Here is a 13,768-nt window from a genome sequence, read left to right as displayed (position 1 = left end):
TGCCCGAGCAAGCGCTCTAAACCGGAGCCTGCGCCACTTCATCCGGCGCGGGCTCTCTCTTGCGCAGCGCCGAGTAGAAATCCTGTGTAGCTCCGCGATGTCCGTAACAACGTGCATATAGTTCCAAACCGAGCCTGCTCGGCCTGATCATCGCGTCGGAAACGGACGTATAACTTGAGGTCTTGACTCGCTTCTCAAACAGCCCGAAGACAGTCAGATGATCGATATCCACATCGATTCGATTCATATCGTGCAGACAGGTAATCTTCCCAAGCTCCTCCAGGGTGAATACCAGCGGCTGCGCCGACACGGAACCGGATTCGGATACAAATACATTCGCCCTCGCGCATGCAGTTGCAAAAATCTGGACGTGCTCGGACGCGATGTCACTTAGCAGGGTAACGAACTCCATATTCGACTCGTCATCCCCATCCTTCGTGCACGACCCAACTAACAACCCCGCCCATAGTTTCTGAATGGCATCATCGTCAGTCCACGATCCGTCTTCGAGAATGCGCATCACAAGCCGAGGATGCGCTCGTTTCCGATCGACAAACTCACCAGATACCAACATCTCTTCCGCTTTCAGCGCAATTTCGATTGCGTTTCCAACTCGGAAGGTACTAAGCCGGTCGCGAAACAGCACCTTCACATCCTCAGAGATAGACGGACAAATCCGATCCACAAACGCGCTGGCTTTGGCCATGCGCAGCTTCCGCCTCACGCCTTCCGGCTCCTTCCGGTCCGCCGCGTCAGCAAGAGGGTTTTCTCCAAGGTGTAAGTCCATATCCTTTGCCTGAACAAAGGAGAGGCCAACACCATCTGCGCCCCATCGAACAGCCCTAACCTGCACCGGGATACCATGTCCGCCATTCTCCAACGGCAGATCCTTTTTGTGTAATCCAATAGAAACCAACTCTCCGGGAGCCCAGCGCTCGTTTGTGAGTAAGTAAAGCCCTGTCGCGCTGATATCTCGAATATCGTGCCTCTTCGTCTCCGAGCTACTCCAGTCATAAGCAACAAGCCAGGGCGAAGCTATCCGCTCGGCGCCTCGACGCTCTGGCGGCGTCTCTTTTACAAACCAGCTTTTCAGCGATCTCATCATACCTCCGCTCCAAAAACGAGAACCCGCAACTCTCGCTTAAGCCTTAAGACGCCATCCATACATGGACGCACGCTGACACAGGATTTTCTAGGCCAGAAGTATACTCCCTGATTGCAATCTTTGTCGGCCTTCGAAACAAAACATAGTGGGTCAGTTTGAAGGGTACGGGCTTTAGCCCGTACATTAAGCCATGCAATATCAAGGGGCTTTAGCCCCTGAGGGTTAGCCATTCTTCAAACTGACCCATTACCAATCAAACGGTTCGTTCAGTTGGCTAGTCGCACTACCGCACCAACTGCCCCTCGATCGCCAGACAACCGTTCGAACTCTCCGAATCCTCCAGCTTTTCCTGCATAACCTCCTGAAAAGCCGCCATCGCCGGAGATACCCACTTGTCCTTGTGCCATAGGACCTGGGTAGCAATATCCAGTGACGGCCCGGCCCAGTGCAGCGCCTTGATCTGATGCTGGCGCAGTTCGCGCGAAACCACAATCGCCGGCAGTAAAGCCAGCCCCATGCCTGCAATCACGCATTGCTTAATGGCCTCAACGCTCGAAAACTCCGTCACATTTCCGGGGCGGATATTTTGCAATGCCAGCACCCGGTCAAGCTTTTCGCGGTAACTGCAACCGGCCTCCGTCAGAAGCAGCATCTGTCCAGCCAGATCAGTCGGTTTCACGGTACGGCAATTAGCCAGCGGATGGCTCGCATCGCTCAGCAAAAAGACCCGCTCGGTCCGCAATCGAATAGATTTAAATGCCGGTCCATGAGCCGCATCGGACATGTGGATGGCCATGTCAAACTTGCCGGTTTCAAGCATCGCACACAGAGATGCATCGGAATACGGACGAAAGATCAGTTCGACATGAGGAAACCGTTTCCTGTAAGCCCGCAGCACCTGCGGCAGTCGATAAGTAAGCACCGATTCCGGCGCGCCGATCCGCAATGGACCGCTTGGAGCCGCCCCCGCCTGCATCGCACGCTGCCCCTGTTCCATCGCCGCCAGGGCTTGCTCGGCAAAGGGCAGAAAGCGTCGTCCTGCATCCGTGATCGCCACGCGGCGCCCTAGCCGGTCAAACAGTGGCATCCCGAGCTCTTCCTCAAGCGCCTTGATCTGCGCCGTCACATTCGACTGCACCGTGTGAACGAGTTCCGCGGTGCGGGTAAAGTTCAGCTCCTCAGCCAGGATCCGAAAGATTTGCAATTGGCGGACTTCCATCTGTCCCTCCCTATCCATCTCTGTTTCAGATGGAGTGGATTATATCAATCTATTGGACGAATGACACGATCCGCGTGAACCTGAAGACAGGGATGTTGGTGCGACTGGCGTTCGCCGCAATGACCGGCCATTCCGCAAGCAAAATCCGGCCGCACGAATCACGCATTTGCAAAGCAAATTACGCGCAAGCTTCGGATATCGGATGCCTCTCCGCAATCGCTATTCTGAGCCTCGTTCAAGCATTCGGGAGGCCGACATGCAGCATGATTCAACAACACGGAAGACAGACCATCGCCGCGAAGATATCCGTGAGAACGGCGGAATCACCAGAATTCCGGCCCTCGCGACACACCTGCTCCAGTGCACTCTTTGCTTGTTGCTCATTGCTTCGGTAAACTCCGTTGCCGCCCAAAGCCCTATCTCGGAACCAGGCTCGGATTACGCCGTTAAAACACAAGCGACGCTGGCAGTCTTCACAGATCGAAAAGCACGTCCAATGACAGATCAACAGTGGACTGCGCTCGTCGCCGCGCTAGGGGAAGAATTGGCATCAAGTTCCGCCGAGATACGCGGGCTGAAACAAGACGCCGTCGGCATCTCAAGTCAGTCGTCGAAATCAGGGTCAAGTGCTCAGATCCAGATCCTTCGCGGAGACCGGATAACCCCGGGCCAGTCTATAGAAAACCCAGTCACCGTCTTTCTCCACGGAGACTGCACCATACTCCCGCATCCGCCCCGTGTTCTCTTCGAGGATGGCCAGATATCCGGTCCACTCGGCTGGGTAAGAAGAAACCACGGTCACATTGAACCCTTCGTCCATGTGGAATGCGGCCCTCTCGCTCAGATGCTTGCCACCAGAGCCTACGGACACGATCGGAAGTACCGCGACCAGCTTCTGGCTATCGCCATCGCCCGAGTCATCCTGCACGAGTGGATACACATCGCAACCCAAAGCCCGCTTCACTCAAGAGACGGCCTCGCAAAAGCGCAGTTCAACTCCGCGGACCTGGCCCCTGTCGCCATTCCTTCCGCAACTCAATTCATAGTCCGATGATCTTTCATCCCGGGTAGTGGGTCAGTTTGAAGGGTACGGGCTTCAGCCCGTACGTTAAATCGGCAATATCAGAGGGCTTTAGCCCCTGAGGGGCGACCCCTCTTCCAAACTGACCCAAGTGCCCAACCCGCATCGAGCAGACAGCCCCTCACCCTTCCGTGTATCCTCGTCAGGGGTTTTTATCGATGCGTTTTAGAGTTCCGAATAGCTTTGCTTTCATTGCCATAGTTATTGCTTCCTCGCCGTTCCTCTTCGCTCAACCGGCCGAGAAGTCCTATTACCTCCACGATGGCGACACCGTCGTCTTCTACGGAGACAGCATAACCGAGCAGCGCTACTATACCCAGGACGTTGACGTCTACACCGTCACCCGCTTTCCTCACATGCAGGTGCAGTTCTTCAATGCCGGAGTAGGAGGTGACCGCGTCTCCGGCGGCAGCGCCGGGTCCATCGACACACGCCTGCCGAGAGATGTCTTTCCACAAAAGCCCACCGTGGTCACCATCATGCTCGGCATGAACGATGGCGGCTATGGAAACCTGACTCCCGAGATCGAGAGCAAGTACACCCAGGGCTACGAGCACATCCTCAACTCCCTCGAAACGGCACTCCCCGGCGTGCGCCTGTCGCTCCTAGGCCCCTCGCCGTACGATGAAGTAACCAGGCCGGCAAAAGTTCCTGGTGGCTACAACTCGACCCTGACCCATTTTTCCGAAATCGACAGCGAATTAGCCCGCAAACACAACGCAACCTTCATCGATCTCAACGCGCCATTCGTCGCATCTCTCAATAGAGGCGCCGCCATCGATCCGCTGGCAACGGAACTGCTCCTCCCAGACCGCGTACATCCGGAACCCATGGCTCACTGGTTCATGGCCGCGGCTATCCTGAAGGGATGGAACGCTCCATCCATCGTCTCTTCGACGACCATCGACGCAAAGCAGCTTACGACCATCGAAACAAAGAACGCCCATGTCTCCGACCTTTCAGCAAAGCAGTCAGGCATCAGCTGGACCCAACTGGACGACGCCCTTCCACTACCGTTCGATGATGACAAGAACGCCGCCAATCATTTCCTCCAGCAAATCACCGACATCGAGCGGGATCTGAATCAGCAATTGTTAACCGTCCACGGATTGGCGGAAGGCAACTATCAATTCACAATCGATGGCACTCCCATCGGCATATTCACCAACGCAGAGCTGAACACGGGTGTTAATCTGGCAAGGTTGAGCACACCTATGCGCGGTCAGGCCTTCCGGGTCAGCTGGCTCGTTCGCGACCGCGATGACGCCCATTACGTGCGGCTTCAAATGTTCGTCAATCAGATGAAATACGGAACCTCGGCAGAGCCAGGCGCCTCGGATCTCTTGCAATTTGAAAAAGAATTGCAGAAACGAATCTATGAGTTCGCGCAGCCTAAGTCACATCAATATCAGCTCAAAGCAATTGCAACTCCCAACTAACAGGAGACGATAGTGGAGCCTCGCAATTCGAACCGTCGCAGCGCACTGCGTCCGCAAGTCTGCGCTGCATTCGCCCTGCTAGTCTTTGGGCTGATATTCTCATCCCCAGCAACGTTGCAATCGCAGCGGCCATCGAGTGATAGCCTTCCAGTCGTCGGCGACTCGCCAGCAGATGCAGGCCCGCTCGCAACCGGCTTGTCCCCGGCATTCAGAAAGAATGATGTAGCGCAAGCTCTACGCAAAGTCGCCGACTGGCAACTGAATCGAGTGCAGGGCAATTACACACAGGACTGGACGCTCGCCGCTCTCTACGCGGGATTTATGGCCGTTCCGCCAGCAGTCAATGGAAGCACCTATCGAAATGCCATGCAGTCCATGGGCAGGCAATTCAACTGGCAGCTAGGCGCGCGTCCCGAACACGCCGATGACCACGCCATAGGCCAGACTTATCTGGCGCTATATGAAGAGATCCATGATCCAGCCATGCTCGCTCCGACGCGCGAGCGCATGGATGCGCTCCTTCAACGAACTGACGACCCGCACAAGCCCCTCTGGTGGTGGTGCGACGCTCTCTTTATGGGCCCGCCCGTGCTCGCGAATCTATCCAAAATCACCGGCGACCGCAAGTATCTCGACTTCATGGATCGCGAGTGGTGGATCACCTCCAATCTTCTCTACGATCCGCAGCAACATCTCTTCTCGCGTGACGCAACTTTCCTCGCTAAACACGACGCCAACGGCTCAAAACTCTTCTGGTCACGCGGCAACGGGTGGGTCATGGCTGGCCTCGCACGAGTCCTTCAATCCATGCCGGCGAACTATCCCGATCGCCAAAAATACGTCGAGCAGTTCCAGCAGATGGCAAAGGCCATCGCAGCAATCCAGGGCGCAGACGGCCTATGGCGTCCGGGCCTGCTTGATCCGGGCGCATATCCACTGCCGGAGGTCTCCGGATCGGCCTTTGACACCTATGCCATTGCGTGGGGAATCCGCACCGGAATTCTCGATCGCAAGCAATATCTGCCTGTCGTGAAAAAGGCATGGACCGGCCTTCTTTCACACATCTATCAGGACGGCCGCCTCGGCTGCATTCAACCAGTCGGCGCAGCTCCAGACCAATTCAAAGTCACGTCCAGCTATGTCTACGGCGTAGGCGCATTTCTCCTCGCCGGATCAGAAATCTACAGCATGTCGTCGAACTAGGAAACGTATATGAATACCTCACTCGCTCCCTCATCGATCAAGGCCGCAATCCTCTTGCTGGCCGCATTTGCATCGATAGGCGAAGTCAAAGCCCAGCAGCTTTCAATCTCCGGCCTGCCAAATCATCCCCGGCAACCCGAAGTTATCGAATTGCCTCTAGCAGAGGCACGCAAACATATCGCAAACCTCGACCAGAAAATCGCCGAGAACGCAGAGACCCACGAACACCTTCCAACGCAAATCTCGAATGATTTGCTCCTGATCGCAGTACAACTGCCCGCCAGCGGCAAGCTAAACATCGACTTCATCAACAGAGACGTCAGCAGCCAGCCAGACCCGCAAGTCTTCGGCCGCGAAGCCCCCGAACGCAAAGACGATTTCGCATGGGAAAACAAGTACGTAGCCTATCGCGTCTACGGCCCCGCATTAGAGGCAACCGGCGAGATTACCTCCGGCATCGATGTCTGGTCCAAGCGCGTTCCTAACTTCGTCATCAACAGCTTTTACAAACACGATGCGGAAGGTGCGCGAACGCATAATCCCAAGCTCTCCTATCACGTCGATGACGGCGTTGGCCTCGATTCTTACCTGGTAGGCCCAACTCGCGGCTGCGGAGGCACCGCCGTTGTAAGTGGCAACAAGCTATGGGTCTCAAAGAACTACACGCATCTCAAACAAATCTCCGATGGCCCCGTCCGTTTCCAATTCGAGCTAACCTACGCTCCCTGGAATGCCAACGGTATCGAAGTAACCGAGACCAAGCGCATCACCCTCGATGCCGGAACCCATCTCAACAAGATCGAGTCCACTTTCACCTTCACCGGAGAATCCACCATCCAGGCAGCCGCAGCCATCGCCATCCATCCCGGCGCGGACTTCACAGCCATCGAAAACGGCCGCATCCTCTCCGTATGGGACACTCCCCAGGACCCAACCGCAGGCCGCATTGCTACTGGTCTCATCGAGTTTCCAACTCAGCAGGCAAGCGCATCTCAGATAGACGGCCAGGGTGTGCTCTCATTTCCGGTTCATTCCGGTCAGACCTTCACTTACTACGCCGGCTCCGGATGGTCCAAGGCAGATATGCCAACGCAACAAGCCTGGAACACTTACCTGAAGGAAAAGCTTTTCGAACTGGACCATCCATTGAAAATCCAATGGACCCGAGATCATCCCACGGGCCGACGGTGAGTGACAATTGCATCTGTCTAAGTTTGTCATCCTGAACGAAGTGAAGGATCTGCTTTCCCAATAAGTCCGACTTACCAAACAAGAGAGAAAGCCCATGAAGATACTCCAACTCCCCGATTCAGTCCGCTATCAATCCATGTCCACGGAAGAACTCCGAAGCAGCTTCCTCCTTGAATCACTCTTCGCACAAGACACCGTGGAACTCGTCTATGTCGACCTCGACCGCACAATCATAGGTTCCGCCGTCCCGTCGTCAGCCCCGTTGACGCTCCCATGTCCACACGAACTGCGCGCAACATCGTTCCTTGAGAGAAGGGAACTGGGAGTCCTGAACATCGGAGGCCTCGGCACAGTCGAAGTCGACGGCCAATCGTACTCACTCGATAAACTCGATGCACTATATATCGGTCGCGGCGCGGTCACCATAACATTCCACAGCAGCGACCCATCTTCACCAGCTAACTTCTATCTGCTCAGCTACCCAGCTCACGCGGCGTATCTCACGACGCTCATCCCATTCGGCAATCAACAACCAACAACCATCGGCGCAGCAGAAACCGCCAACCGTCGTCACATCTCCAAGCTCATTCATCTCGAAGGCACGCGCAGTTGCCAGTTAGTGATGGGGCTTACTCAACTGGACACAGGCAGCATCTGGAACACCCTGCCTCCACACACGCACATGCGCCGTTCCGAAGTGTATCTATACTTTGATATCCCGGCAACAGACCGCGTAATCCACCTCATGGGGCCATCCCAGGAGACCCGTCATTTGATCGTTGCCGATAAGCAGGTCGTTATCTCTCCTGGCTGGTCGATCCACGCCGGCGCCGGCACTCGCAACTACAAATTCTGCTGGGGCATGGGCGGCGAGAATCAAGTCTATAGCGATATGGACCCGGCTCCGATAGCCGAACTGCGCTGAAACGCAGCCATCTACCCCGCACCTCATCTCACCCATTAAAGTGGAGAGATGAGTCAAGCACCGGCGACCGAACAAGGCCAGCATTGGAAAAGGGAACTGGCCGCTTTGGTAAATCTCGCCATACCAGTCGTCCTCAGCGAACTCGGCTGGATGGCGCAAGGCGTAGTCGACACCATCATGGTCGGCCGCCTCGGTCCCGCAGCTATCGGCGCGGTCGCCGTCGGTAATGCTGTCTTCTATACCCCATCGCTCTTCGGCATCGGCCTCCTGCTAAGCCTCGATACCATGGTCGCGCAGGCATACGGACGCAAAGACTACGACGACTGCCATCGCTGGCTCGCCCAGGGCATCTACCTCGCAGCGGCCATCACACCCGTCCTGATGATTCTGGTCGCCTGCGCTAGCTTTGGATACGGCCACTTCGGCATCACGGCAGAGGTCGCAACGCCAGCATCAGCCTACTTACGCATGCTCAACTGGAGCCTCCTGCCGTTGCTCATCTACGGCGCAACCCGCCGCTATCTGCAAGGCGTAGGCCAGGTCCGCGTCATTACGATTACTTACGTCCTCGCCAACCTGCTCAACTGGGGAGGGAACTGGGCGCTCATCTACGGCCATCTCGGATTCCCCGCCATGGGTGTGCGCGGCAGTGCGTTGTCGACAGTAATTGCCCGCATCGGCATGGCCGTTTCGTTGACCATCTTCGCCTGGCGCTACGAGCGCAAGCGCGGCCATCCGCTCTTCAAACACTGGGCCGGTCCGCAATGGACTCGAATTCGCCAACTCATCCGTCTCGGTCTGCCAGCCGCCGGACAGATCATCCTCGAAGTCGGCGCATGGAACGCCGCGACACTCTCCGCCGGTTGGCTCTCGCCCGTAGCCCTCGCCACACACCAGATCGCCATTAACTACGCCAGCATCACCTACATGGTCCCGCTCGGAATCTCCGCCGCCGCCGCGGTTGCCGTCGGCCACGCGGTTGGCGCAGGAGATAAAGCCCGCGCTCGCCGCGCAGGATGGCTGTCGCTGGCCCTCGGTTCCAGCTTCATGGTCCTGGCCGGCATCGTCTTTCTCGTCGCACCGCGGCCGCTCATCGAACTCTTCACGCATGACCCGCGCGTGCTCGCCGTCGGCCCAAGTCTCCTGTGGATCGCCGCAGCCTTCCAGATCTTCGATGGCGTCCAGACCGTCTGCACCGGAGCCTTACGCGGCCTCGGCGAAACCCGCGCACCCATGATCGCCAATTTCGTCGGCTACTGGATCCTCGGCCTGCCACTCGGCCTCATCCTCTGCTTTGTCCTCAAATGGGGCATCTACGGCATGTGGATCGGGCTAACGTTGGCTCTCATCGTCATCTCATCGAGCCTGCTGCATCGCTGGTACAAAGCATCCGAAAAGTACAACGCAGAACCGGCTTAGGGAACAACAGCAACGGTTTCAGACTCTGCCAACTCGAACGTGAGGTTCACTGATCGCGCGCCAATTGGCCGGGTCCGATGGCGGACTCCGCGAGGGATAGTAAGCAATTGGCCAGGATCAAGTTCGCGCGATCCGCCCTCGAATTCGATGGAAAGCCGTCCTTCAATCACCAGAAATGACTCGTCGGAGTTTGGATGAAAATGCCAATGATAGGGTTCTGTCATCGCGGCAATCCGAACAACATGGTCATTGACATTAGCAATCGCGTGATTGTCGTATTGGCGATGGGTCGAAGACTCTGCCTTCAGCGTGATGACCTCGGGAAAGTATCCATTCATTCTCAATCCTCGCGTTCCAATTTTAGCCTTGTATTATTCTTAGCGTACGATACGCGGTGAGGGATCAGCCTTTAGCTAGTGATTGACAAGTGATTGAATCCTCCCGGTGTCTTAAGCAAGCCTCAAAGTTACCCACCAGGCGAACGCGCAGCGTCATCGCTGGCTGGCCTCGCCCGCCGCAACCTTCGCATTGAATTCCTGTGACCCGCCCCTCGGCACGCTCAGGCACCGCCAGCTCTCATGCTTGAGATGCTTCGCCAGAAACACAATCTGCCCGCAATGATACGGATAATGCGCCAACTGCCGGTTCATCGCCTGCATCACCGAGTGTGCCTCGCCGCGAATCGTGATCGTCCGCAAAAGATCGGCCTCCGTCAGCGGCTCCAGCGCAGCAAACAGCATTCCCCAACCAGTCTCCCAAAGCCCCATCAGACCCTCACGCCCCTGCGGCGGAAGCTCAAACTCACAATCCCGGTCGCGCCACGGCTTCTCTCCATCCGTAGTCAAGAAATCGCTCCACCGCGAACACATATTTCCCGCCATATGCTTCACGATCACAGCGATGGAATTCATCTCCGGATCGAGCGAAACATAAAGCTGCTCGTCGGAGACCTGTCGCATTGCGCCCTCAGCAAGCCGTTTGTAATAGCGAAAGACCCCGATCGAATCCTCAAGATAAGAAGTTGTCAGCTTCAGTGCCATCGTCGCCTCCTGCGCTCCAAGATAACGCTCAGGGAAGCAATCGCACAACGAATACGAAAAAGGCGTAGGGGGTCAGTTGAAGGTTACGCACAACGAGGCGTAGTGAGTCAGTTTGAAGGGTACGGGCTTCAGCCCGTACATTAAGCCAAGCAATATCAAGGGGCTTTAGCCCCTGAGGGTCGGACCCATTACAGAAAAAGGGGCCGCATCAGCGACCCATGTTTCACAGCCTAATGATCCTGTCGAACTATCCCTTAGCCGCTGTCTCGATCTCTTTCCACTCGGCATCGCTCAATCTCACATTCGCCGCCTTCATATTCTCTTCGAGATGTTCCACCGACGACGTCCCGGGGATTGGCAATATCACCGGCGAATGCTTCAGCAGCCACGCCAACGAGAGCTGGCTCACCGTCGCGCCATGCTTCTTTGCCGTCGCATCCAGCTTGCTGCCCGGTTGCGCCAACTTACCCGCGGCCACAGGCGACCACGGAATAAACGCGATACCTTCCTTCTCGCAGTACTCCAGCACATCCTCGTGAACGCGGTCGCTCAGGTTGTACCTGTTCTGCACGCTGACAATCTCCACCACCTTGCGCGCACGCTTGATCTCTTTCACGTTCACTTCGCTCAACCCGATATGCCGGATCTTGCCTTGCTTCCGCATCTCCTTCATCGCCCCTAGCGATTCCTCAACCGGTGTTTTGGAGTCAATCCGATGCAGTTGCCAAAGCTGAATCGTCTCCTGCTTCAGAAACCGTAAACTAAGCTCCACCTGTTGAATCAGGTACTCAGGACGCCCAAGCGGCGCCCACTTCGCAGGCCCTTGACGGGTCAGTCCACCCTTCGTCGCAATCACCGTGCCGTTTGAATAAGGCGCCAAAGCCTCACCAATCAGCCGCTCGCTCACCGCCGGCCCATACGCATCAGCAGTATCGATAAAGTTCACACCCAGCTCGACAGCCCGTTGCAATACGCGCTTCGAATTTCCGGCATCCTTCGGCTCACTCCAAACCCCGTCGCCTACGATGCGCATGGCGCCAAAACCCAGGCGGTTGACCTCAAGGTCGCCGCCTAATTTGAAAGTCCTCAAGATTTCGCTCATGCTCTGGTAGATGCGAGTCGAATACGAATGGTTCACCAAGTTCTGCAATATAGGTTTAGTTGCTTTCCCGGAGCAACTCCTTCTCAGCCTGTTCAAGAGACACATTGTCGGGGAGCTGGTGGAACTTCGTCTTCACCTCGTCCTCTTGTTCCGCGATGCTCTTAAAAAGCAAAGCATGCCCATCTATATGAACGTGCGTCTCAGTAATCTGCCACACTGTATCGCCAGTCTTCCGGCGCTCCACGTCGAATGATCCGCCAGCCTTGAGTTCTGCAAAAAATCCGCCGCCAAACTTCACATCGCGAACCAGGCGGCCCTTCAGGCTCACAATCCGATGCTGCGCGTCGTCCACAGTCATATCGCCTTCCATCGCCGCGAACACTCGCGCCTCCCGATCGGGAGGGCTAAAGCTCGCGTTTGGCTTAAAGTGAAGAACCGTAGTTCCGCCATGGCTTTCCGTCCTGCTCCAGATAAACGCGCTCGGTAGCATCTTCAAGAGTTCGGCAGCCTGCTCGTCATCGTGGCTGCTGGCCTTTCGCCGCCGCGCCTGCTCCCACGAGTTCCGCACAAATCCGTCCATCAATCCCTGTTGCTCCGAGAATGAGAGCTTGTGAGAGTCCTTTTCCAAAACCCGGCACACATCTCCCTTTGCGGTCTGCGCCACCCATTGCGTCACGCTGTTTCTTGGCTTCCGATCCACGTCGAAATATAGCCAACGCGAATGATCGTTATGATCCGCGGACAACTCCGTATTTACAGCCTGCTGCACAACCTGCTTTGCATCCTCGCCGTCCGCCGCCACGGCTGCGACAGACCACAGGAGCATCAGAATCCAGCCAATGACCCAAACCACCCGAGATCTATTCCTGAACATGATCCTCCTGAACGTGATCCGTCTCCCAACCGGCTATTGATTGGGATGCCCATACCAACGCAGGAGTTAGCTCAAAGGCGAATCAGGAGTGCGGAGCATTTCGCCAGCCTTCAGCAGGACGCAGCATCAGGCACTGCAATTCTCGAAGCAAAACGAAAAGTTCGCCTAATTCTTCGCGAGTTCGCTTCTCTGAAGCAGTTCAGTCTTAGCTTGCTCGAGAGACACGGAGGAGGGAAGCAGCTTAAACTCCGACTTCTCATCATCCTCCTGTTCCGAGACGCTCTTGAAGAGCAGCATGCGACCCGCGAAATGAACATGCGTCTCGACGATCTGCCACTCGCCATCCTGGATCTCGCGCCGTTCAATATCGAAACTGCCGCCGGCCTTGAGTTCACCCAGCAGTCCCCCGCCAAATTTCACGTCATGCACGAGCCGGCCTTTCAAACTGACAATCCGGTGCTGAGTCGCGTTCACCACCAAATCGCCCTCCACGCCGGATAGAATGCGAGCCTCCCGAGTCGGAGCGTGAAACTTCGAGTTCGGTGTGAAATGCAGCGTTGTGTCGGTGCCTTGGGTTCCCGTGCATGTCCACAAAAAAGCCTCCGGCAAGAGGTTAAGCAAATCCACCGTCTGCTTGATGTCTTCCTCCTGTTTCTTGCGATCTCTCGCCTGGGCGCCGGAGTCACGCAGGAAACTATCCATTCTCTGGAGCTGTTGCGCCTCCGAAAGCTTGCGATCGTTTTCCTCCATGACTCGCCGGAGATCGCCTTTCGGAGTCTGCGCCACCCACTGCTGAACGCGGCTATTTGGCTTCCGATCCGCCTCGTAATAGAGCCAAAGCGACTGATCGGCCTTTCCGGCGGTCAGTTCAGTCGTAACCACCTGTTGAACGATTTGTCTTGGCTCCTGCGCACGCAAGGGCGAGAAGCTCCCAAGCGCCAGAGCAAAAATGGATAGAAAAACAGAGAACTGTCGATTCCTGATCGTCATGCGCGTCGAACCCCAACAAGAAATTACTGGCATTCACCAGCCGTCGAAAGTGTAAAGTTATCGCCACAACTGATGCAGAGATCCGGGATATGGGTTCATCTTTATGGAAAATCGTTGAGAAATGAACTAAGCCTGTGAGATAAGTAGAAGGGCTGACCAGCAGGTTGGTACACCCCGTCA

At 56.1% G+C, this 13,768-nt stretch carries 13 protein-coding genes; 5 read left to right on the top strand and 8 right to left on the bottom strand.

What is annotated here, in order from left to right; genetic code table 11:
• Nucleotides 1–16 precede the first annotated feature (16 nt).
• The 3 genes from OHL23_RS10825 to OHL23_RS10815 form a co-directional block, all read right to left on the bottom strand.
• Nucleotides 17–1,105, bottom strand: a complete 1,089-nt coding sequence (locus tag OHL23_RS10825) for an Abi-alpha family protein (protein ID WP_263351903.1) — start codon at nt 1,103–1,105, stop codon at nt 17–19.
• Between the two features lie 283 nt (nt 1,106–1,388).
• The gene (locus OHL23_RS10820; protein WP_263351902.1) at nt 1,389–2,324 is read right to left on the bottom strand and encodes a LysR family transcriptional regulator; all 936 of its coding nucleotides are present in this window, start codon (nt 2,322–2,324) and stop codon (nt 1,389–1,391) included.
• 622 nt (nt 2,325–2,946) lie between these two features.
• A complete protein-coding gene (locus OHL23_RS10815; protein WP_263351901.1) occupies nt 2,947–3,288 on the bottom strand; it encodes a hypothetical protein in 342 nt (113 codons plus the stop codon).
• A 275-nt stretch (nt 3,289–3,563) separates the two neighbouring features.
• Here OHL23_RS10815 and OHL23_RS10810 point away from each other — a divergent pair, with 275 nt between their 5' ends.
• The 5 genes from OHL23_RS10810 (at nt 3,564) to OHL23_RS10790 (ending at nt 9,582) form a co-directional block, all read left to right on the top strand.
• Nucleotides 3,564–4,844: an SGNH/GDSL hydrolase family protein gene (locus OHL23_RS10810; protein ID WP_263351900.1), complete on the top strand. Its 1,281-nt coding sequence runs from the start codon at nt 3,564–3,566 to the stop codon at nt 4,842–4,844.
• Between the two features lie 12 nt (nt 4,845–4,856).
• Complete coding sequence (locus OHL23_RS10805) at nt 4,857–6,047, top strand: glycoside hydrolase family 88/105 protein (protein WP_263351899.1); 1,191 nt, start codon at nt 4,857–4,859, stop codon at nt 6,045–6,047.
• A 9-nt stretch (nt 6,048–6,056) separates the two neighbouring features.
• Complete coding sequence (locus tag OHL23_RS10800) at nt 6,057–7,238, top strand: DUF4861 domain-containing protein (protein ID WP_263351898.1); 1,182 nt, start codon at nt 6,057–6,059, stop codon at nt 7,236–7,238.
• A 94-nt stretch (nt 7,239–7,332) separates the two neighbouring features.
• Nucleotides 7,333–8,163 (top strand): 5-dehydro-4-deoxy-D-glucuronate isomerase, encoded by an 831-nt coding sequence (gene kduI / locus OHL23_RS10795; RefSeq protein ID WP_263351897.1) that lies wholly within the window; start codon nt 7,333–7,335, stop codon nt 8,161–8,163.
• A 48-nt stretch (nt 8,164–8,211) separates the two neighbouring features.
• Nucleotides 8,212–9,582, top strand: a complete 1,371-nt coding sequence (locus tag OHL23_RS10790) for an MATE family efflux transporter (RefSeq protein WP_263351896.1) — start codon at nt 8,212–8,214, stop codon at nt 9,580–9,582.
• On the opposite strand, the gene OHL23_RS10785 is transcribed toward OHL23_RS10790, so the two are convergent.
• The 5 genes from OHL23_RS10785 to OHL23_RS10765 all read right to left on the bottom strand — a co-directional run bounded on the left by OHL23_RS10785 (nt 9,579) and on the right by OHL23_RS10765 (nt 13,588).
• Nucleotides 9,579–9,920 (bottom strand): cupin domain-containing protein, encoded by a 342-nt coding sequence (locus OHL23_RS10785; protein WP_263351895.1) that lies wholly within the window; start codon nt 9,918–9,920, stop codon nt 9,579–9,581. The genes OHL23_RS10790 and OHL23_RS10785 overlap by 4 nt on opposite strands.
• A 153-nt stretch (nt 9,921–10,073) precedes the next feature.
• Nucleotides 10,074–10,622, bottom strand: coding sequence for a DUF1572 domain-containing protein (locus tag OHL23_RS10780; protein ID WP_263351894.1), 549 nt, complete (start codon nt 10,620–10,622; stop codon nt 10,074–10,076).
• A 247-nt stretch (nt 10,623–10,869) separates the two neighbouring features.
• Nucleotides 10,870–11,724 carry an aldo/keto reductase gene (locus tag OHL23_RS10775; RefSeq protein ID WP_263353219.1) on the bottom strand — a complete coding sequence of 285 codons (855 nt, stop codon included), beginning with the start codon at nt 11,722–11,724 and terminating at the stop codon, nt 10,870–10,872.
• Between the two features lie 55 nt (nt 11,725–11,779).
• A complete protein-coding gene (locus tag OHL23_RS10770; protein WP_263351893.1) occupies nt 11,780–12,598 on the bottom strand; it encodes a hypothetical protein in 819 nt (272 codons plus the stop codon).
• 165 nt (nt 12,599–12,763) lie between these two features.
• Nucleotides 12,764–13,588: a hypothetical protein gene (locus OHL23_RS10765; RefSeq protein ID WP_263351892.1), complete on the bottom strand. Its 825-nt coding sequence runs from the start codon at nt 13,586–13,588 to the stop codon at nt 12,764–12,766.
• Nucleotides 13,589–13,768: the final 180 nt, after the last annotated feature.

The sequence above is a fragment of the Acidicapsa acidisoli genome, assembly GCF_025685625.1.
In the GTDB taxonomy this organism is placed as follows: domain Bacteria; phylum Acidobacteriota; class Terriglobia; order Terriglobales; family Acidobacteriaceae; genus Acidicapsa; species Acidicapsa acidisoli.
This window is presented reverse-complemented; position numbering and strand designations above follow the sequence as displayed.

Excerpts from the sequence above, each read along its gene's own strand:
- OHL23_RS10820 (WP_263351902.1), bottom strand. The coding sequence starts at position 2,324 with ATGGAAGTCCGCCAATTGCAAATCTTTCGGATCCTGGCTGAGGAGCTG.
- OHL23_RS10775 (WP_263353219.1), bottom strand. The coding sequence starts at position 11,724 with ATGAGCGAAATCTTGAGGACTTTCAAATTAGGCGGCGACCTTGAGGTC.
- kduI (WP_263351897.1), top strand. The coding sequence starts at position 7,333 with ATGAAGATACTCCAACTCCCCGATTCAGTCCGCTATCAATCCATGTCC.
- OHL23_RS10810 (WP_263351900.1), top strand. The coding sequence starts at position 3,564 with ATGCGTTTTAGAGTTCCGAATAGCTTTGCTTTCATTGCCATAGTTATT.
- OHL23_RS10780 (WP_263351894.1), bottom strand. The coding sequence starts at position 10,622 with ATGGCACTGAAGCTGACAACTTCTTATCTTGAGGATTCGATCGGGGTC.
- OHL23_RS10825 (WP_263351903.1), bottom strand. The coding sequence starts at position 1,105 with ATGATGAGATCGCTGAAAAGCTGGTTTGTAAAAGAGACGCCGCCAGAG.
- OHL23_RS10765 (WP_263351892.1), bottom strand. The coding sequence starts at position 13,588 with ATGACGATCAGGAATCGACAGTTCTCTGTTTTTCTATCCATTTTTGCT.
- OHL23_RS10770 (WP_263351893.1), bottom strand. The coding sequence starts at position 12,598 with ATGTTCAGGAATAGATCTCGGGTGGTTTGGGTCATTGGCTGGATTCTG.
- OHL23_RS10785 (WP_263351895.1), bottom strand. The coding sequence starts at position 9,920 with ATGAATGGATACTTTCCCGAGGTCATCACGCTGAAGGCAGAGTCTTCG.
- OHL23_RS10800 (WP_263351898.1), top strand. The coding sequence starts at position 6,057 with ATGAATACCTCACTCGCTCCCTCATCGATCAAGGCCGCAATCCTCTTG.
- OHL23_RS10790 (WP_263351896.1), top strand. The coding sequence starts at position 8,212 with ATGAGTCAAGCACCGGCGACCGAACAAGGCCAGCATTGGAAAAGGGAA.